At 70.6% G+C, this 19,035-nt stretch carries 19 protein-coding genes and 1 pseudogene; 9 read left to right on the top strand and 11 right to left on the bottom strand.

What is annotated here, in order from left to right:
* Positions 1-887 precede the first annotated feature (887 nt).
* Both ACWCPW_RS36085 and ACWCPW_RS36080 read right to left on the bottom strand, forming a co-directional pair.
* Positions 888-1,913 carry a TIGR03617 family F420-dependent LLM class oxidoreductase gene (locus ACWCPW_RS36085; RefSeq protein ID WP_449765786.1) on the bottom strand — a complete coding sequence of 342 codons (1,026 nt, stop codon included), beginning with the start codon at positions 1,911-1,913 and terminating at the stop codon, positions 888-890.
* Complete coding sequence (locus ACWCPW_RS36080; protein ID WP_449765785.1) at positions 1,910-2,872, bottom strand: enoyl-CoA hydratase/isomerase family protein; 963 nt, start codon at positions 2,870-2,872, stop codon at positions 1,910-1,912. The genes ACWCPW_RS36085 and ACWCPW_RS36080 overlap by 4 nt, the downstream gene beginning before the upstream one ends.
* 129 nt (positions 2,873-3,001) lie before the next feature.
* Between ACWCPW_RS36080 and ACWCPW_RS36075 the strand changes: the two genes are divergently transcribed.
* Positions 3,002-3,817 carry a coniferyl-alcohol dehydrogenase gene (locus ACWCPW_RS36075; RefSeq protein WP_449765784.1) on the top strand — a complete coding sequence of 272 codons (816 nt, stop codon included), beginning with the start codon at positions 3,002-3,004 and terminating at the stop codon, positions 3,815-3,817.
* A gap of 410 nt (positions 3,818-4,227) precedes the next feature.
* Positions 4,228-4,575: a hypothetical protein gene (locus ACWCPW_RS36070; protein WP_449765783.1), complete on the top strand. Its 348-nt coding sequence runs from the start codon at positions 4,228-4,230 to the stop codon at positions 4,573-4,575.
* Positions 4,576-5,162: 587 nt separating this feature from the next.
* Here ACWCPW_RS36070 and ACWCPW_RS36065 read toward each other — a convergent pair.
* From ACWCPW_RS36065 to ACWCPW_RS36055, 3 genes and pseudogenes are all read right to left on the bottom strand, one after another.
* Positions 5,163-5,359 (bottom strand): annotated as a pseudogene (locus ACWCPW_RS36065) (DUF397 domain-containing protein).
* Between the two features lie 33 nt (positions 5,360-5,392).
* Positions 5,393-5,590: a DUF397 domain-containing protein gene (locus ACWCPW_RS36060; protein ID WP_449765782.1), complete on the bottom strand. Its 198-nt coding sequence runs from the start codon at positions 5,588-5,590 to the stop codon at positions 5,393-5,395.
* The gene (locus tag ACWCPW_RS36055; protein ID WP_449765781.1) at positions 5,569-6,366 is read right to left on the bottom strand and encodes a helix-turn-helix domain-containing protein; all 798 of its coding nucleotides are present in this window, start codon (positions 6,364-6,366) and stop codon (positions 5,569-5,571) included. The genes ACWCPW_RS36060 and ACWCPW_RS36055 overlap by 22 nt, the downstream gene beginning before the upstream one ends.
* A 651-nt stretch (positions 6,367-7,017) precedes the next feature.
* On the opposite strand from ACWCPW_RS36055, the gene ACWCPW_RS36050 reads away from it, so the two are divergent.
* Positions 7,018-7,554, top strand: coding sequence for a hypothetical protein (locus ACWCPW_RS36050; protein ID WP_449765780.1), 537 nt, complete (start codon positions 7,018-7,020; stop codon positions 7,552-7,554).
* Between the two features lie 191 nt (positions 7,555-7,745).
* Here the strand turns inward: ACWCPW_RS36050 and ACWCPW_RS36045 are convergent, their stop codons facing one another.
* From ACWCPW_RS36045 to ACWCPW_RS36030, 4 genes are all read right to left on the bottom strand, one after another.
* Positions 7,746-8,225 carry a MarR family winged helix-turn-helix transcriptional regulator gene (locus ACWCPW_RS36045; RefSeq protein WP_395859701.1) on the bottom strand — a complete coding sequence of 160 codons (480 nt, stop codon included), beginning with the start codon at positions 8,223-8,225 and terminating at the stop codon, positions 7,746-7,748.
* A 372-nt stretch (positions 8,226-8,597) separates the two neighbouring features.
* Positions 8,598-9,539, bottom strand: a complete 942-nt coding sequence (locus ACWCPW_RS36040; protein ID WP_449765779.1) for a cyclase family protein — start codon at positions 9,537-9,539, stop codon at positions 8,598-8,600.
* A 104-nt stretch (positions 9,540-9,643) separates the two neighbouring features.
* Positions 9,644-10,750 carry an alcohol dehydrogenase catalytic domain-containing protein gene (locus ACWCPW_RS36035; RefSeq protein WP_449765778.1) on the bottom strand — a complete coding sequence of 369 codons (1,107 nt, stop codon included), beginning with the start codon at positions 10,748-10,750 and terminating at the stop codon, positions 9,644-9,646.
* 424 nt (positions 10,751-11,174) lie between these two features.
* Positions 11,175-11,687 carry an N-acetyltransferase family protein gene (locus ACWCPW_RS36030; protein ID WP_449765777.1) on the bottom strand — a complete coding sequence of 171 codons (513 nt, stop codon included), beginning with the start codon at positions 11,685-11,687 and terminating at the stop codon, positions 11,175-11,177.
* A gap of 90 nt (positions 11,688-11,777) precedes the next feature.
* On the opposite strand from ACWCPW_RS36030, the gene ACWCPW_RS36025 reads away from it, so the two are divergent.
* From ACWCPW_RS36025 to ACWCPW_RS36015, 3 genes are all read left to right on the top strand, one after another.
* On the top strand, positions 11,778-12,371 hold the full coding sequence (locus ACWCPW_RS36025) for a maleylpyruvate isomerase N-terminal domain-containing protein (RefSeq protein WP_449765776.1): 594 nt from the start codon (positions 11,778-11,780) through the stop codon (positions 12,369-12,371).
* Between the two features lie 183 nt (positions 12,372-12,554).
* Positions 12,555-12,908 (top strand): hypothetical protein, encoded by a 354-nt coding sequence (locus ACWCPW_RS36020; RefSeq protein ID WP_449765775.1) that lies wholly within the window; start codon positions 12,555-12,557, stop codon positions 12,906-12,908.
* A 70-nt stretch (positions 12,909-12,978) separates the two neighbouring features.
* Complete coding sequence (locus tag ACWCPW_RS36015; protein ID WP_449765774.1) at positions 12,979-13,545, top strand: hypothetical protein; 567 nt, start codon at positions 12,979-12,981, stop codon at positions 13,543-13,545.
* A gap of 82 nt (positions 13,546-13,627) precedes the next feature.
* On the opposite strand, the gene ACWCPW_RS36010 is transcribed toward ACWCPW_RS36015, so the two are convergent.
* A complete protein-coding gene (locus tag ACWCPW_RS36010; protein WP_449765773.1) occupies positions 13,628-14,074 on the bottom strand; it encodes a winged helix-turn-helix transcriptional regulator in 447 nt (148 codons plus the stop codon).
* A gap of 126 nt (positions 14,075-14,200) precedes the next feature.
* On the opposite strand from ACWCPW_RS36010, the gene ACWCPW_RS36005 reads away from it, so the two are divergent.
* The 3 genes from ACWCPW_RS36005 to ACWCPW_RS35995 all read left to right on the top strand — a co-directional run bounded on the left by ACWCPW_RS36005 (position 14,201) and on the right by ACWCPW_RS35995 (position 17,881).
* Entirely contained in the window at positions 14,201-15,634 is a 1,434-nt protein-coding gene (locus tag ACWCPW_RS36005; protein ID WP_449765772.1) for an MFS transporter, read from the top strand.
* A gap of 301 nt (positions 15,635-15,935) precedes the next feature.
* Positions 15,936-17,249, top strand: a complete 1,314-nt coding sequence (locus ACWCPW_RS36000) for a sensor histidine kinase (RefSeq protein ID WP_449765771.1) — start codon at positions 15,936-15,938, stop codon at positions 17,247-17,249.
* Positions 17,237-17,881: a response regulator gene (locus ACWCPW_RS35995; RefSeq protein WP_449765770.1), complete on the top strand. Its 645-nt coding sequence runs from the start codon at positions 17,237-17,239 to the stop codon at positions 17,879-17,881. The genes ACWCPW_RS36000 and ACWCPW_RS35995 overlap by 13 nt, the downstream gene beginning before the upstream one ends.
* A gap of 51 nt (positions 17,882-17,932) precedes the next feature.
* Here the strand turns inward: ACWCPW_RS35995 and ACWCPW_RS35990 are convergent, their stop codons facing one another.
* Positions 17,933-18,913: a fumarylacetoacetate hydrolase family protein gene (locus tag ACWCPW_RS35990; protein WP_449765769.1), complete on the bottom strand. Its 981-nt coding sequence runs from the start codon at positions 18,911-18,913 to the stop codon at positions 17,933-17,935.
* Positions 18,914-19,035: the final 122 nt, after the last annotated feature.

Genomic DNA, 19,035 nt, shown 5'->3' with positions numbered 1-19,035 from the left:
GGCCCAACGCTCCTGACCGTCGGCGACCTGGGACCGGCCCGACCGCCAACGCCGACGCCGACCGGTGGGCAGAGGGCCACCCGCGCCCAGTCCCGCCGTCGTGCAACGCGTACCGAGAGCAGTGCTCTCGCAAGGACCAACCACTCGGACACACGGTCCGGCCAGCCCCACCGACCAACCCACCCCACACCGTTGCCCAGCACCTGTCCTGCCGAGCAAAGCCCGGAGCTCGCCGGAGAACTCAGAGCTCGCGACCGCCGGCAAAACACGACCGGGCCGACCCGAACCGGCCTGTGTCGACCAGTGAGGGCAAGGCCACCCGCGCGACCTCGCCATCGCGCAACTCACGCCGAGAGCAGTGCTCTCCATGAAGAACACCGATCACTCGGGAGCCCGCCCCGGCCGGCCTCACCGAGCCGCCCGCACCCCCCGCCATTGCCGGTGGCCTTTCCTGCCGGGCAAAGCCCGCACCTCGCCGGAACTCAGGCTCCACCACCGGCAACCCGGGGCCGGGCCGACCTACACCAGCGGCCGACACCGACCTGTGAGCACAGCGCCGCCTGCGCGCGACCCCGCCATCGCGCGACTCACGCCGAGAGCAGTGCTCTCCGTGAAAAGCGCTGGTCACTCGGGAGGCTCCTCGGTAAGCCCGGTCAAAGGCCCGCCCTCCTCCTGCCGCCGCCGCTGGGCGCTTGCCGATCGAAGCCCCTGGCTCGCCGGACGAACCGACGCCCGCGACGACCCGACCGGGCCAACCTTCGTCCGGAGCCGCCGCGCCCGGCCCCACGCACCATGGCGTCGTGTCTCGGGCCCGCGCCCCGCTCAGGCGGGCGAAGCGCCTCGTCCTCGCCCTCGTCCTCGCCCTCGGCTCGTCCGACCGGCCACCCTCACCCCAGCTCGTGGAAGGCGGCGGCGACCTCCGTCCAGCGTTCCACCGCGCTGGTGTCCTCGCGCCAGGTGCTGACCGCCGAGTACGCGACGACGCGGGTCGCGACGCCGCGGTAGCGGTTCATCAGGGCTTGCGCCAGGCCGTCCCACGGGGCGCTCACCGTCAGGGTGTCCAAGACCTCGTCGTCGATCGCGGCGGCCATGCCCGCGCGGTCCTTGGCGGCGAAGAGGCGGTTCAGGCGGGGTTGGAGGTCGTCCCAGCCGTGGGTCTCGAAGACCTTGGCGTAGCCGGGTGTCGAACCGTAGAAGGCCAAGCGCAGGCGCAGCTTCTCGCGTTCGGCCTCGATCTCCTCGTCGGTGTCGCCGGTCGCGGTCATCACCGGGCAGACCAGCGCGAAGTCGTCGGCCGCGCCGCCGGCGGCGAGTTGGGGGCGGACCACCTCCTCGATGTAGCGCACGCTGTGCAGCGGGTGGACGTGCAGGCCGTCGGCCACCTCGCCGATCATCCGCAACATCCACGGGTTGACCCCGGCCAGGTAGATCGGCGGGTCTGCGATCGAGCCGCCCGGCGTCCACTCCGGCGTCATCAGCGTGAATCGATAGAAGTCGCCCTTGAACCGCAGTCGTTCCTCGCCCCGGAAGGCCGCCCAGATCGCCCGCAACGCGCCGACGTACTCGCGCAGTCGCGGACCCGGCTGGTCGAACTCGGCCGAGTAGCGCCGCTCGATGTGCGGTCGTACCTGCGTGCCCAGGCCCAGGACGAAACGTCCGCCGGTGGCCTCGGCGAGTTCCCAGGCCGCCGACGCGGTGACCATGGGGCTGCGCGCGAAGGCGACCGCGATGCCGGTGCCGACGGTCAGGCTCTCGGTCGCCAGCGCCGCGGCGGTCGCGGCGGTGTACGCCGTGCGGCCGCCTTCGGTGAGCCATAGCCCGTCGAAGCCGGCCCGCTCGGTGGCGGCTGCGGCGCGTTGCATGCCGCGCAAGGTGAGGCCGGCTGCCATGACATCGAGCTGAGGGGGCGTCACTTGTTCTCCTGTACCGAGGATTCCGCGGATTCCGCTTCGAGTACACGGTCCCACGCGCCGGTGACCGTGCCGGTCCAGCGCGGCGCGCGCCGTTCCGACCAGGCGCGTGGGCCCTCGCGCGCGTCTTCGGTACCCATCAGGATGCGGTGATAGGCGGTTTCGAGGCGCTCGACCTCGTCCGGGCCGGCGTCCGCCCACAGCAGGCGTTTGGTGAGCGCGGCCGACACCGGGTGCACGTTGGTGGCGATGTCGCGGGCGATCTCCAGCGCGGCGGGCAATACCTCGGCCGCGGGCAGCGCGCGCGAGGCGAGTCCCAGCGCGAGTGCCTCGCTCCCCCGGAACGTACGCCCGGTCAACAGGATGTCGGCGGCCACCGCTCGCGAGGTGGCGGTCGGTACCGTCCAGTGCGACTGCGCGTCGGGCACCATGCCGCGCCGTACCTGGGGGATCGCCAACTTCGCGTCCTCGGCCACGATCCGGATGTCGCACTGCATCGCCAGGGTGAACCCGATGCCGATCGCGTGCCCGTTGACCGCCGCGATCACCGGCTTGCGCACGGCCCAGGCGGGCGGCCGAACCGGCGAGGCACTGAACTCCCGCGCACGCACACGCCCACCGGGCCGCGGCTTCGGCTCCGGTCCGTCCGCCGACCCCGACGCCGCCGTCGACACCGACTCCAGCCCGGATCCCGACGCCGACCCCGGCTCGGGCCCCGACCCGGGCCCCGGCGACCCCGACTCCGGCCCCGCAAAACTGTCCGCGGCCGGCGACATGTCGGCCCCGGCACAGAACGCCCGCCCCGCGCCGGTCAGCACCACCACCCGCACCGCGTCATCCGCGTCGCAACGCGCGTACGCGTCTCCCAGGGCGACGCCCATCCCGCCGGAGAACACATTGAGCTTCTCGGGCCGGTCAAGCGTGATGACGGCGACGCCGTCACGAATGGCGAACTGGATCACGCTGGGACGGTAAGCCGATTCCTTGACAAGGTCAAGCGAAGACTTCGAGAACGACCCAGCAGGTCGTTGACCGAATCAAGGGACGATCCTAGGGTCTGACCAATCACTGTCACGAGGGGACTCCACACCATGACCAACCCGTTCGGGTTCGAGGGTAAGCGCGTTGTCGTCACGGGAGGCTTCTCGGGTGTGGGGGCCGCCCTGGTAGAGGTACTGGCCGAGCAGGGCGCCGAGCACATCACCGTGCTCGACCTCAAGGAGCCGACCGGCTCGGCGCACGAGTTCATCAGGACCGACCTGTCGGACGCCGCGTCGGTCGACGCCGCCGTCGACGCGATCGACGGCCCGGTACACGCGCTGTTCAACAACGCGGGCGTGGCCGGCACGCTGCCGGCGCCGACGGTGTTCGCGATCAACTACCTCTCGTTGCGCCGGTTGACCGAGGCGCTCGTGGCCAAGGGTGCACTGCCCGAGGGCGCGGCGATCGTGAACACCGCATCGATCGCGGGGATTTCGTGGCCGGCCCACCTGGAGGCGATCAAGCAGTTGATCGCGATCGAGGGTTGGGAAGCCGCGCAGGAATGGCTCGCGAGCAACGAACTCGGCAGCGACGCCTACAGCTACAGCAAGGAACTCGTCCAGGTTTACACGATGCACTACGCCCGCACGGCCGCGGCGAAGGGGCTGCGGATCAACAGCGTGTGCCCCTCGCCGATCGACACCCCACTGCTGCCGGACTTCCGCAAGACGATCTCCGACAAGGTGATCGACTGGAACATCTCCCAGGGCAACGGACGCCTCGCCACCGGCCGCGACGTCGCCCTCGCCCTCGCGTTCCTGGGCGCGGACGCCTCCGGCTTCCTCAACGGCGTGAACATCAACCTCGACGGCGGCTTCAACGCCGGCCTGACCGTCGGCAACCTCGACTTCTCCGGCCTGGCGTAGCGCGCGCGACACCCGACACGACGCCCCGTCACCCGCCGAACCGGGCGACGGGGCGCGCCTCCTTGCCTCTGGTGCGCGGGGCCGGCAAAGGGGCGCCGACTCGGCGGCGAAATCGTCCCATCAGATTCACATCGCTCGCGCCATCCGTACGGCCCGAGGCAAGGCGCACGAGGTGCCGGGGCCGGCGTTCGAGCCGGCAGGGTTCCGTGGCACTCGGACGATGCCTGATCTGCGGTGTCCCGATCCACACCCGAATACTGAACATCCGAACTACTGTGGATGTCATGCCAACGGCTTACGAGGACGTGCCCTTCAGCGAGCTGCTCCACCATCCCGCCGCGACCACGCGCAGGCTGGACTCCGTCCGCGCGCTACGACTGCGCTGACGCGACGCCGGGGACCTCGCCCTGATGCGTGTGGACCAGATGGAGCAAGACACCTCGGTGATGGGTTTCGCGTCACGCCTGCCGGCCGGTCTGGTGCGAACCGAGAACGTCGCCGCCTTGCGCCAGGCACTACCCGAAGCCCTGCCGTGGAGCACGTTCCTACCCGCCGACGACATAGACACCCTGCTGTCCGAACTGGTGGATACGGCGCGCGGCGCGGTGGCCCTGGACAACCTGGCCCCGATCGCGCTCCTGCTCACCCAATGGCGGCACAGAGCGGAGATCCACGCGGATCCCACCCTGCTGTCGATCCTCACCCGCGAGCCGGATGGCGACCTCGGACCGGTGCCCATGCCCGAGGCAACGGGGTGAGCCCGAAGCGCGGAGACCGCGCCGCGCCGCCGCCGATCGGTGATGAATACGACCTTCGTTTCGCCAACGGCGAGGACAACGACGGCACTTGAACCGCCAGGCAGCGGGCAATGTGCGCCGCGCGTTCGAGAAGATCCGGGTCGCTCCCCGCGCCGTCGACAACCCCAACCGTCAGCACCGCCTCAAGGGCAAACAAGCACCTTCAAAGGCCGGGAACTGGAACGTTGGCAATACGACGTCACCGGCGGTGGACGTATCTGGTATCTCCTCGACGACGTCAACCGCATCGCGTGGATCACCTACGCGGGTACGGGCCATCCCAAGGCCACAGACTGAAGCCGTTCCACACTCACAACCACCGCGGGATCGCACCGCGTTGGGGGTGTAGACGTGAAGTCGAGCCGCGGATTCGACGTCGAATGGGCCGTCGAATCCTCGACCTCTCCGGACACGCCTGGTCGGCGGGTTCAACGCCGGACCGACCGTGGGAAACCTCGACTTGTCCGGTCTGGCGTAGCGCGAGTCGCGTACCGATAGGACGATGCCCCGTCACCCACCGAATCGGGCGACGGGGCAGGCCGATTGCCTCAGCCGCGCAACGACGCCGTGAGCGCATCCCATGAAGCGACAGGAACAATCAGACAGCCGACGCTCGGGTCCTTGCTGTCGCGGACGGGGACGACGTCGGGAAGGCGTCGGAGACCTCGACGCACGCACCCTGGTCAGAGTTGCTGTGGGTCGACCTACGCCAAGCAGCGGCGCTCAGATCAGGCAATTCGTGCACGCCTCGTACTCCTTCCACGGCAACCCGGTTGCGTCAGCCGCGCAACGACGTTATGAGGAAACCCCACGAACCCGCAGACACGACCAGGCAACCGACGCTGGGGTCCTTGCTGTCGCGAACAGGGACGAAACCCGGGAAGCCATCGGCCACTTCGACGCACGCGCCTTGATCGTCGTTGCTGTGACTCGACTTACGCCAGGCAGCGGCGCTCAGATCGGGGTTTGCGTGCATGCCTCGTACTCCTTGATTGCGGCGCGGATCATGACTGCCGATTCCCTCGGGGTCAGGGCGTAGGCACTCACCCGATCGTAGGTGCGTTTGCGCATGGTGACGACGTCCGGATCCTCAAGGATCTGTCCACTCGCGCTGCCTTCCACGTAAATCAGCGACGTGCCGTCCTCCAGCTCGATCACGATCTGCGTTGCCTCACTGAGGCCGAATTCGCCGCGGCAGAGGGGCAGCACCCGAGCGGTGCCGTACTCGTGATCCATTATCGGCAGGAGGGCAGCGAGTTGTTCCGCCATGACGATCGGTCCACCGATCCAGCGGCGTAGGACCGACTCGTCAAGGATCGCCGCGAAGTAGGGGCTTGGGTCTTTGTCGAAGATTGCGCGTCGGTCCATCCGGGCGGCGACGCGCGCTTCGATCTCGTCGTCGGTTGCCCCCCGGTCCGCCTCCCGGAACACCGCGCGCGCGTATGCCGGGGTCTGGAGTAGTCCGGGAATGCGGAACCCCGCCCACTCCCTCAAGCCGAAGGCGTCGTTCTCCAGGCCCATGTACTCCAAGTACCGATCCGGGAACCGCACTCCGCGCAGCATCTCGAACAGAGCCGTGAACAGTCCGTTCGTGCCGAAGGCGGCGTCGAGCTTCGGGCACAGTTCCTCCGGGACCGGACTGTCGCAGGTCTCGAAGCGGCTCATCGACGCCTTGCTGTAGCCAACGACGTCGGCCAACTCCGTTACGGACATGCCGGCTCGCGTTCGATGCTCGCGAATCTGGGCGGCCACGCGCTGACGAGGTGATCCGTTTGTCGGATCGGTCCGACGCTCCCGGAATCGCACACCCGTACCCCTCTTCGTTCCAATTGCATCCGCAACGGTGGGCTTCTTCAAAGACTAGGGCGATTGGCCGATCCTGAACCACAGAGTGGCCGAATAACCACCCACCGCAACCGCTGGGGTCACTCCGGCGCGGGATGGACTTCCGCGTGCGTCAAAGACCGTCCCGACCGACCGTGCGGGGCGAGGGAGTCGGCACAGCCGTTCCGTGGTCGAGCGGCGGTCCGACGAGGGATGGGAGGTAGGGGGCGAGTGAATGCCTGGACAGCGCCTCGCCCCCTGCGTGCCCCGAAACGAGAAAGGACACGTCATCACGATGACAGATCGCATCGGATGGACCCAACGAAGCTCGACGCTCGTGTCGACACCGGAACGCGACGCGCAAGACGAGCAGTTGCGCCTGCTCGTCCGGAAGTGGGTCGACGAAGCGGACTTCTGCGCTCTCCGACCTGCCCCGCGTGCCCCGCATCCGACGCCGGTCCTTCGGCACCCGCGTTCTCATCGTCGTTGGTGGAGGACTTGGCGGACCTGGCAGACCTGGCGGGTCTCGCGGTTGACGGTGCGGTTTCGCACGTCGCGCTCGGGTGGGCGGGACGGGCGATGACCGCCTCGAAGCAAAAGCAGCTTGTGGGGAGCACGCAGCGGGACCTCGACAGAGGCCGCGCGTTCTTCGAGCGCTACCGGCACGCGTGGTGCCGCGACGCCTACTCCGGTCGTGAAGGCGTGCTCACGGATGTATGGGGCCGGCAGGTCCACGTGCGCCTGCGAAGCGGCATCGAATTCACGTGCCGAATCCGGGACCTGGTCATTCTCCGGCTCCCCCGGCCGATCCTGTACGAGCGCGTCGCGTACGTCGGAGCGGAGGACGCGAAGGAGCGGCCGGTCGGCGCGGTCATGGAGTTGTGGGCCGTGGACAAGGGCACATTGGCGATCGTGCAACCGCCGACCGGTCCCGCCTGGTTCGCGCTGTCGGCGGACCTCGAACCGGTCGACCGCCCTATGGGCCTCGCGGCGGATTGGGCGAACCCCCCGTTTCCGAATGGAAGCCCGAGAGCCGTGGACAACGCCGCGCCGTCCCCGATCGGCGGCGAATACGGCCTCGACCGCACGGATATCGGGGCTACCGACGGCACGTAGGACTTTGCCGGCGGTCCGATCCCGAACCCGGGCGTCGGATAGCGGACAGTCGAAACCCGGATACGGATGCGGCCGGCTTTGTGGACAAGTCGATGGCTCACGCAAATTGCCAGGTTCTCTCACCACGAGAGACCTGGCAATTTGGGATATGACGAATAGTCAGGCGCTCCATCCGAAGGCGCCGGTTGTGCTCAGACGGCCGGGTCCTCGACGGCGGCGGGAATCTCGCCCTCTGCCATCTCCTCGACGAATCGCTGCAACAGGGTGGCGAACGTCTCGCGGTCCGTGTCGCTCCAGCGGTCGAGCATCTCGCTCATCCGCCGATCCATGACGTCGTTGAGCCGGCGCCGGACCGAGTCGCCGCGCGGCGTCAGCGAGACGAGGCTGACCCGCCCGTCGTCCGGGCTGGGCGAGCGCCGTACGTAGCCGTCCCGCTCCAGTTGGCCCACCTGGCGGGCGGTGGCGCCCGGATCCATATTGGTCATACGCGCCAACTCCCCCATGGGGAGCGGACCTTGCTTCTCGATTCGGCGCAGCAGCACATAGGCGGGCTGCGAGATGGTCGCGCCCGCCGCGGCGGCCTGGCCCGCGTACACTCGGCGGCTGGCGTGGCGCCGAAGCAGGGCCTCCAGCGCCCGCTGGATCGCTTCGACGTTTTCGGTGGAGTTCACCCGACCATGATAGCAGTCCTTGACTGCGTCAATTTAATACTGTGCGATAACGTGCATATCTCGGGCCGGATTCCGAAGCCGGGTCGGGTTGGGTTGTACACCGCGACCAAAGGTTCGGCATTGCGGACCCGCGAACGGGGCTTCACATCCAACGAAGGCCCGCGGAGAGCCGAGGGGCGGGGTCTGCGATAGATACGCGACGCACCCGCGATCATGTGTGATCACACATGTTGTTTCCGCGGCCCGGCAGCCGGCCTAAGCGACTCGGCTAAGCGACCCGGCTAAGCAACTCGGCTAAGCGGTCGCCTCGGTCCCGACGGAGGAAACGAGACCGAGACGACCTGCCCATGGACTATGTCAGTCGTCAGACGATCAGACAATGGCAACCGGATTGATGGGGCTGCCCGTTGCGCCGGTGACCGGAAGCGGCGCGACACACAACAGGCACGAATAGGCGCCCTCCTCCGCCATCGCCTCGGCGAGCTCGCTCAACCACAGGTGTTCGAGAAGCGGGACCCCCGATTCGACCAGCAACGCGATGTGTACCGACAGGAACCGATCGTCGAACGGAATGCACTCGATCGCACTGTTGTCCGCGCCCACGACGCTGATGTCCCGCGCCTGGACGTACTCCACCGCGTCGAGCGACAGGCCCGGCTGCGCGAACGACGGTTCCCGGCCCGAGGCCGTGATGGCGCGGTACTCGTCGAGGTAGCCGGTGCGGACCAGCAGCGCGTCGCCGGAGCGGACCTCGACGCCCTGCCGCTCGGCGCATCCGGCCAGGTCGGCGCCGGTGATCCGGTACCCGCCCTCCAGGTGCGGCGTATCGAAGTACCGGGGCAGGTCGAGCAGCACCGCCCGGGCGGCGAACGCGCCGAGCTTGTCGATCCCGCAGCGGCCGGCGCCGGTGTGCGAGCGGAACGTGTCGGCCGGGAAGCCGTTGTAGAAGCGGCCCTTGGCCTGCACGTGGCACAGCGCGTCCATGTGCGTGAGGTTGTGCGACGGGATGATCAGCACGTCCTCGTTCGAGCCGACGTCGTCGCCGCCCTCGAACCCCTCGTACATCGCGTCGGTCTGGCTGACCAGGGTGAGCCGCTGCGGTGAGCCGCGGAAGTCGAAGGCGGGCTGGTTGCCGCGCGTGATGGGCAGTGCGAGCGAGTACGAACGCCCGGTCCGGATCTCGTGCGCGGCGGCCCGCACGCCCTCCGGTTCGATCAGGTTGAGCGCCCCGCGCTCGTCCTCGGGGCCCCAGCGGCCCCAGTTCCCGGCGGCGGGCACCGGCTCGTCCGTACCGGGTCGGGTGTCGTCCGTCATGGGTCGGCGGTCCTCTCGGGCGGCCGGCCGGATCGACGATCCGCAACCGGCGGGCGGGCCGGTCGGATCGGCGATCCGGCCGGGCGGTCCGGTCCGGGCCGGCCTCAGAACGCGATGACGCCGCGCGCGATCCGGCCGTTGTGCATGTCGTCGAGCACGTCGTGGAAGCCCTCGGCGGGATAGACCTTGGAGACCAGCGCGTCCAGATCGAACTTGCCCTGGCGGTACAGCTCGACGATCGCCCGGATGTCCTCGTGCGGACGCACCCCGCCGGCGCGCGTGCCCAGGATGCCCCGGTCGCACTGGAGCAGGTTGGCGATCCGGATGTTGGCGGTCGCGGTCTGCGCGGGCTGGCCGACGGCGATCAGCGTGCCGCCCCAGTCCAGTGCCTCCATGGCGTTCTCCAGTACCGCCGGGATGCCGGTGCACTCGAAGATCCAGTCCACGCCGCCCGCGCCGAACACGCCGACCTTGACCTCGTCGCTGTACGGGAACAGGGTGCGGATCTCGTCCGCGACGTCCACATCCTTCCCGGACTTGACGAAGTCGGTCGCGCCGAACTTGCCGGCCAGCTCGAACTTGCCGGGCACGGTGTCGATGCCGACCACCCGGCCGGCGCCCTTGAGCCGGAGGGCCTGGACGGCGGAGAGGCCGACGCCGCCGAGGCCGATCACGGCCGCGGTCTGCCCGGGCAGTACGTTCGCCCGGTTGAGCACCGCGCCCGAGCCGGTGACCACGCCGCACGGCACCAGGCACGCGGAGGTCAGCGGCACGTCCTTGGGGATGGACACGCACTGGATCTCCTTGACCAGCGTGAGCTCGGCGAAGGTGGACGCGCCGGCGAAGTTCCACACCGGCTCGTCACCGATCGCGAACGGCGTGCCCCGGTTGCCCAGCGTCTGGCGGCAGCGGTTGGGGTGGCCGGTCTGGCAGTGCCGGCACATCCCGCACGCGGCGATCGTGGTGATCACCACGTGGTCGCCGGGCGCGACCGTGCCGACGCCCGCGCCGACCTTCTCCACGATCCCGGCGCCCTCGTGCCCGAGCACGGACGGCGTGGGCCATTCGATGACGCCCTCCAGCACGCTGACGTCGCTGTGGCAGACCCCGGTCGCGACGATCCGTACCAGGACCTCACCGGCCTCCGGGTCACGTACGGTGACATCGTCCCGGATCTCGGCGCCCGTGGCGGTGTGCAGGATCGCGCGCATGTACCGTCTCCTCGTTCCGGGCGGACGGCCCGCCGCGAGGTGTGTTCGCCGCGCACCGGACCGGCCCACCCCAAGCCGAACTTCCACATCCTTGATCACTACAACGATGTCGATTATTCACCGCGTGCCAAAGAGGTCAAGGCATAGCGGGCCTGGGATCTGACGACCCGTCGGACGTTTGACGACGGCAATTGCCGGGCGCGGAGGCACGCGGGAGCGGCGATCGTGGACGCGTCGAAGGGTGCGCGTCGAAGGGTGCGCGTCCCGCCCACCGCGGGCCGCCGGGTGCACTTCCGCGGGCTGGAAGGCACGCGCCCCGCTCGACCCGCCACGATCCGCAAGCGCGCGCACCCCGCTCGGCCCTCGATCCGGAGCACGCGCCTCCCGCTCGACCCACCGCGATCCGGAAGCGCACGCGTCCCGCTCAGTCCACCGTCGGACTGCGGCGTTCCAGGAGGACGACATCGCGCCAGCGCCCGTGTTGCCGGCCGACCCGCTCGCGGGTGCCGATGGTGCGGAAGCCCAGGGCCGCGTGCAGGGCGAGGCTGCCGGTGTTCTCCGGAAAGACGCCGGCCTGGATGGTCCACACGCCGGCCGCCTCGGTCGAGGCGATCTGCGCGGTCAGCAGGGCGCGGCCCACTCCTCGGCCCGCCGCCTCGGGGTGGACGTAGACCGAGGTCTCCACCACACCGCGATAGACCGCGCGCTTGGACGTCGGGCTCGCGGCCACCCAACCCAGCACCACGCCGGTCGCCCCGTCGAGCGCGACGAAGCGGTGCTCGGGCAGCTTGCCCTCGTCGAATTCGGCCCAGTCCGGCGCGCTCTCCTGAAAGGTGGCGTCGCCGCCGTCGATGCCGAGCTGATAGATCGCGAGCACCTGGTCGGCGTGCTCGGCACGCATCGGCACGATGGTCGCGGTCGTGGTGGCGGTGGTCATGATGCTCTCCGGGGACGCGGTGGCCGGCAGAACCACCATCCTCACCGAATGCACATGCGCCTTCGCACCCACCCCGGTATAAATCGCCGAATGGGATCACAGGCTGCGCAGGACGTGGAATCGACGGTCGCACACGCCGTCGCGGTGTTGACCGAGGCGACCGGGAGCGAACGGGACTGGTCACGCCCGGCGGGTGAATTGGAATGGGACTGTCGGTACACCCTGGTCCACATCGTCGGTGATCTGTACGTGTACGCCGGCCAGCTCGCGTCGAGCCGGATGGACGACTACCTCCCGGTGGACATCGAGGCCGACGCCGACGCGACGCCGGCCGAGATCCTGCACGGGGTCCGGGCCGGCGGGGCGTTCCTCACCGCCATGGTGGCCACCCGGCCCGACTCGGCCCGCGCGTTCCATCCGTACGGGATCTCCGACCCGGACGGCTTCGCGGGAATGGGCATGATCGAGGTCATGGTCCACATGCACGACCTGGCGGCCGGGCTCGATCTGGACTACCGGCCCGATGCGCGGATCTGCGCCCGGGTGCTGGCGCGGATGTTCCCGGACGCGCCCACCGGTTTCGACGCCTGGCCCACCCTGCTGTGGTGCACCGGCCGTACCGAACTCCCCGGTCACCCGCGCCGGGTCGGCAAATGGCGCTGGCAGGGCCTGCCGGCGACGTAGGCCGGGGCGGTCGGATCCTCCGGGTGGAGGACGTCGATCCAGGCGCCCCGCGTCTACGCTGCTCGCGTCCGAGCGCCGCGTGGCACACCCGGAGCCGAGCACCGCACGCGCGGTGCCCGAGGCCCGGGTGACCGGTCGCGCGTCGCATGCCCGACCGCACATCGCCCGTCGGAGGTACGCACCATGCCCGCACCGTCCCTGGATGGACTCGGCTTCGCCCCGCTCGATCGTCCCGAGCACGGCGAGGTGGACGCTTCCACGTTCTTCAGGTATCACGAGCGCGACGGCGTGATCTGGGCCGAGTACAGCGGCGGCGACATCGTGCGGGGCCACCTGATCGGCACCCGGGAGGCGGACACGCTGGACTTCCGCTACACGCAGCTCAACCGGTCCGGCGGCACCGCGTCCGGGCACTGTGTCAGTGCCGTGGTCGTGTTGCCGGACGGGCGGATCCGGCTGGAGGAGACCTGGGAGTGGGAGTCCAGGGCGGGCAGCGGTACGAGCGCCGTGGAGCAGGTCCCCGAGCCACGAACCTGACACCCGGTCGGTTGTCGGACGCGGTATCTACGTTGAACCCCGACGGACATCGCGACCGAAGGGGTGGGCCATGGGATTCAACGGGGACATCGTCGTATTACGCGCACAGACGCCGTTGACGGACCTGGCCCCCTTCGTCGGCGGAAACGGACATCCGGTCTACGGCGAGTGGTCCTACCTCGACGGCTGGCGTGCGGTGCACGTGCGGCACTTCGAGGATCCGTACGCCTTCCAGGGGCCGTGGCTGACCGACCTGGCCGCCCGGACCGGCTCCCCCGTACTGGTCTGCGGCGTGTTCGAGAGCGATGTCGCGCACGTCCAGGGGCTGAGCGGGACGCACTTCTGGGAGGGCTGGCTCGACCCCGGCACCGCCGCCTCGCGGTTGGCCCAGGACCGTTGGGAACGCGCGGGCGGGCGGGGCGACTTCGCCCGGTACCGGGACGAGGCCGCCGCGTGGCTGGAGGAGGATCGGCCGCGTGTGGCGGAGGCCGCGGTCCGGTGGGCCGCGGCGGCCGGGTACGAGGTGCGGCCCGAGCCCGTCCTGGAGTTGCTGGCCCTGAAGCGGGATCCGTTCGTCGAGCGGCTGTTCTTCGACCTGCTGACCCGCCTCGGCCTGGTGGCGGCGCCCGCACGGTAGGTCGATCGCCGTCCCGGGGGTGCCCGCGGCTCGCACGACCCCGGGACACTCACGGTTCACCCGGCCCCGGGTCGGTCGCGGCTCACCCGACCTTGCGTACCTCGGTGTCCTCCGGCCGGATCCGCCGGCCGTCCGCGGCGTGCACCTCGAGCGCCCGCAGCGGGCGGCCGTCGCGGCGGTCCAGCAGGCTGGAGTGCGGCTCGGCCGGCTCGAACCAGTGCGCCTCGCCCCACTGCCGCAGCGCGACGATGACGGTGAACAGGTCGCGGCCCTTGGCGGTCAGCACGTACTCGCCGTAGGCGCTGCCGTCCGACGCCGGCACCACCTCCATGATCCCGCCGGCCACCAGCGCGCGCAGTCGTGTGGTCAGGATGTTCTTGGCCACGCCCAGGCTGCGCTGGAACTCGCCGAACCGCCGGCTCCCGTCGAACGCGTCGCGCACGATCAGCAGCGACCACCAGTCGCCGATCGCGTCCACGGACCGGGCCACCGGACACGTGCTGTCGTCGAACCGCGTGCGCTGCACCATGCCTCGTCCTCTCCTGCCGGGCGGTTGTCCGTCATCACCCGCGACCACCCTGGTTGCAACATGCTACCAAGCTCGTCTAGCGTGCATTCGGTAGCAACTTGCAACCAGATGCGCGAGGAGCAGGGCATGACAGCCGAGCACGATCTGCCGGAGCACACCGGGGAGAGGACCGATGCGAGCACGGCGGAGAGAACGGAAGGGCGAATCGGCAAGGGGATCGAAGCGCGAACCCGGGCGCGAACCGGGAAGGGGACCGAAGCGCGAACCGGCGCGCGAACCCGGGAAGCCGCGGGCAACGCGTCGACCGCCGGATCCGGCTCGCTCTCCCGGGCGCTCACCCTCGTCTTCGCGATCGCCGCCGGCGTCGCCGTCGCGAACGTCTACCTCGCCCAACCGCTCCTGGTGACCATGGGCCACGACCTCGGCCTCGCCGCCGGCACCGTGGGCGTCGTGGTCACGCTGACCCAGGTCGGCTACGGATTCGGCCTGTTCCTGCTCGTCCCGCTCGGCGACCTGATCGACCGCCGCCGCCTGCTCGTCGGCCAATTCGCGCTGCTGGCCGCCGCGTTGGCCGCCGTCGGGCTGGCCGGCAACGCCGCCCTGCTGTTCGTCGCGATGATCGCGGTGGGCCTGCTCGCGGTGGTCACCCAGGCGGTCGTCGCCTACGCCGCCGCGCTGGCCGCGCCGGCCGAACGCGGTCGCGTCGTCGGTGCGGTGACCAGCGGCGTGGTCACCGGCATCCTGCTCGCCCGCACCGTCTCCGGCACGGTGGCCGACCTCGCGGGCTGGCGCGCGGTGTACCTCGGCTTCGCCGGGCTGACCCTGGTGCTGGCCGGGACGCTGTACCGAGTGCTTCCGCGTCGGCGCGACGATCGGGCGCCCGCCTCCGTCGAGGCGCCGCCGTCCGGTCGGAAGGCGCCGCCGCCTTCCTATCGCAGGCTGCTCGTCTCGACCGTGACCCTGTTCGTCGAGGAACGCCTCTTCCGGGTCCGCGCGCTCTTCGCCCTGCTGATCTTCGCCGCCTTCAGCACCCTGTGGAGCAGCGTCGCGCTCCCGTTGAGCGAGCCGCCGCTGTCGCTGTCGCACACCGCGATCGGCGCCTTCGGCCTGGCCGGCGCGGCCGGGGCACTCGGCGCGATCCCGGCCGGGCGGCTGAGCGACCGAGGACACGCGAACCGGGTCACCGGGATCGCGCTGGTGCTGCTCACCTTGTCCTGGCTGCCGCTCGCCTTCACCCGCCAGTCGTTGTGGGCGCTGGTCCTGGGCACCATCGTGCTCGACCTCGCCGTACAGGCGGTGCACGTCACCAGCCAGACGTTGATCCACCCGCTGCGCCCCGACGCCGGAAGCAGGCTGATCGGCGGCTACATGATCTTCTACTCGATCGGCAGCGCGGTCGGCGCGATCGCCTCGACCACGCTGTACGCGGCGGCCGGATGGCTCGCGGTGTGCGGACTGGGCGCGGCTTTCGGGGCCCTGGCGCTGTCGATATGGGTGCTGGAACCGTGGCGCGGACGCCGAGTGCGGGGCAGGTCCGCGGCGGCGCCCGTCACACCGTGATCAGTACGTTCACGACCACGCCGACGACGAGCAACAGCAGCAGCCAGGACCACAGCGGACGCGGCGCGGGGCGCGGTCGGGAGGATCGGTCGCTCACGGTCGACTCCTTCGTCGTTGCCGCCGACCGCTCCGGGTGAGCCGCCGACCTGCACAAACGTAGGATCTCGTGGCGGTGCCCGGCAGCCCGCACACGCCCGTCCCGATGGTGGTGCGCGCACCACCATCGGGACACCCACTGCTCGGCTACCTCTCTCGCGCGGGGGCGGACACCATCGAACAAGCCCAGGAAAGGGGTTTGGCGGTGCACCCGAAACCCGACCACCCGCCCGACGCGCGCACCGCGCTCCCCGCGGGGCAGGCCGCACTCCCCGGCCTGCCCGCAGCGCGCGCCGCGCTGCGGGGCCTGCCCACCCGGCTGCGTCTGCTCGCGCAGGCCGGCGGCACCGGCCTGCTCGCCCTGCTCGCGCTGCCCGTGGTCCTGATGTGCACGTGCCTGTACGTCGTGGGCCTCGGCCTCCCCCTGCTGACCCCGCTGCTGCGCGGGGTGCGGCGACTGGCCGGGGCCGAACGCCGTCGGGTGGGCGTCGTGCTCGGCGGCCCGCCGGTGCCCGAGCACTATCGCCCCCTCGACGGCCCCCTGCTCACCCGCGCGCACATCGCGCTGACCGATCGCGCCGGCCGACGGGACCTGCTGTGGCTTCCGGTACACGGCCTGACCGGAACCCTCACCGCCGGGCTCGGCCTCGGCCTGACCGTCAGCGCCGTCAACAACCTCACCATGCCGCTGTGGTGGTGGGCCGTGCCGGGTCGGGCGCCGTCCGGCGTCGGCTTCGCGGTCGACTCGTGGTGGAAGGCCGCGGCGATGCTCCCGATCGGCGCGGCCGTCGCGGTGCTCGCGGTCGCCCTGGCCGCACCGCTGCTGCGCGGCCAGGCCCGGCTGACCCGCCCGCTGCTCACCCTGCCGGCGGACGGATCGGTGGTCGAGCGGCTGGCCGAGGTCACCGCGAGCCGAGCCGCCGCGTTGGACGCGCACGGCGCCGAACTGCGGCGAATCGAACGGGACTTGCACGACGGTACGCAGAACCGACTGCTCGCGGTGGTGCTGCATCTCGGGCTGATCGAACGGGCCCTGGAACGCGATCCGGAGCAGGCGCTGCCGCTGGTCCGACGTGCTCGGCGGGCGGCCGGCGACGCGCTGGACGAGTTGCGCGACGTGGTGCGCGGCATCCACCCGCCGATCCTGGCCGAACGCGGCCTGGACGGTGCCGTCTCGGCCCTGGCCGCCCGCTGTCCGGTGCCGTGCGTCGTGCACACCGCCGGGCTCAGTCGCACACCGGCCGCGGTGGAGACCGCCGCGTACTTCGTCGTCGCCGAGGCGTTGAACAATGTGGCCAAGCACAGCCGCGCCGCACACGTCGAGGTCCGGCTGACCCGCGAGGAGGACACGCTGGTGATCGAGGTCGAGGACGACGGGCGCGGTGGCGCGGACGAGCACGTGGGCAGTGGCCTGGTCGGCATCCGGCGGCGCGCGGGCGCGCTGGACGGCCGGTTGAGCGTGCACAGCCCGGCCGGCGGACCGACCCGACTGCGCGCGGAGTTGCCGTGCGGGTGGTGATCGCCGAGGACGACGCGCTGTTGCGCGAGGGACTGGTCCTGCTGCTGACCGGTGAGGGCTTCGAGGTCGCGGCGGCGGTGGACAACGGCACCGAATTCCTGGCCGCCGTCGCGGCGCACGCCCCGGACGTCACGGTCGTCGACGTGCGACTGCCGCCGGACTTTCGCGACGAGGGGCTGCGGGCCGCGATCGAGGCCCGGCGGCGCCGGCCCGGACTGCCCGTGCTGGTGTTGTCCGCCTATGTCGAGGACCGGTACGCCGCCGAGCTGCTCGCCGACGGCAAGGGGGCGACCGGCTATCTGCTCAAGCAACGGGTGGGCGACGTCGACGAGTTCGCCGACGCGCTGCGTCGGGTGGCGGCGGGCGGCACGGTGATGGACCCCGAGGTGGTGGCCCAACTCCTGGTCCGGCGCCGCTCCGACGACCCGCTGCGCGAACTGACCCCCCGCGAGCGCGAGGTGCTCGCACTGATGGCGGAGGGCAGGTCGAATACGGACATCGGCCGGCTGCTGGTGATCAGCGAGGGCGCGGTGAACAAGCACATCCGCAACATCTTCGCGAAGCTCGGGCTGGCCCCCGACGAGGCGGGGCACCGACGGGTGCTCGCCGTACTCGCCTACTTGAACGGCTGAGCGGACGGGCACCCGCCGGCGGAGTGCCGGGAGGCCGAGGGGGCCGCGGCCTCACGCGTCGAAGGACTCCTTGCGGGTGCGCGGGCGCTTGCGCGCGGCCGGGATCGCTCGCGGTGCGGCGCCCTCGACCACGGTGTTGGTCAGCGTCCCGATCCCCTCGACCGTGAGCGCGACCGTGTCGCCCGGTCGCAGCGGCGGCAACTCGCGCCCCAGGCCCCACAGTTCGCCCAGGCAACCACCGTTGCCACAGGTGCCGGTGCCCAGTACGTCGCCGGGTCGGACCCAGGTGCCGCGCGACGCGTAGGCGACCAGTTCGGCGGGCGGCCAGCCCATGTTGACCAGCGAGTCCCGGCCGACCTCGACGCCGTTGACCGACGCGCGCATGGCCAGGTCCAGGAAGCCGTCCGCGTCCCGGTGGGCCTCGAACTCGTCGGCGGTCACCAGCCAGGGGCCGAGCGTGGTCGCGGTGTCCTTGCCCTTGCACGGGCCCAGGCCCACCCGCATCTCCCGGGCCTGGAGGTCGCGCGCCGACCAGTCGTTGAAGATGGTGTAGCCGATGATGTGCTCCGCCGCCTGCTCGACCGTCAGGTCCCGGCCCGCGCGGCCGATCACGATGCCGACCTCCAACTCGAAGTCGAGCACGTTCGACCCGGGCGGCATCGGCACCGCGTCGCTCGGGCCGATGATCGCGTAGGGGTTGGTGAAGTAGAAGGTGGGCAGCTCGTACCACTCGGGCACCACGGTCGCGTCCGGGCCCTGCACGGTGATGGCGACGCCCTCGACGTGCTCCTCGAACGCCACGAAGTCGCGGACGGTGGGCGGCTGTAGCGGCGGCAGCAGCCGCACGTCGGCGAGCGCGAGGGCCGGCTCCGACAGGGCCCGCTCACCCGCCGCGCGCAACTCCTCGGCGCCGCGCTCGATCAGCCCGAGCAGGGTGACGCCCACCGGCAGCGGGTGCACGACGGCGTCGCCCGCGCCGGCCACGACTCCGCAACGGGTCGAGCCGGCCAGGTCGAAGGTGGCGAACTTCATGCGATTGCTCCCTGTTCCGATACGTGCCGAGCACCGGCGACGCGGCGTCGGTATCGCTGAATGATCACAGGTAGATGATCACTGCCCCATGATCATCGCCACATGATCACAGAGCCACGGGA

The organism is Embleya sp. NPDC001921 (assembly GCF_053594475.1).
Note: the sequence above shows the minus strand (reverse complement) of the source record. Positions and strands in the feature narration are given on the sequence as shown.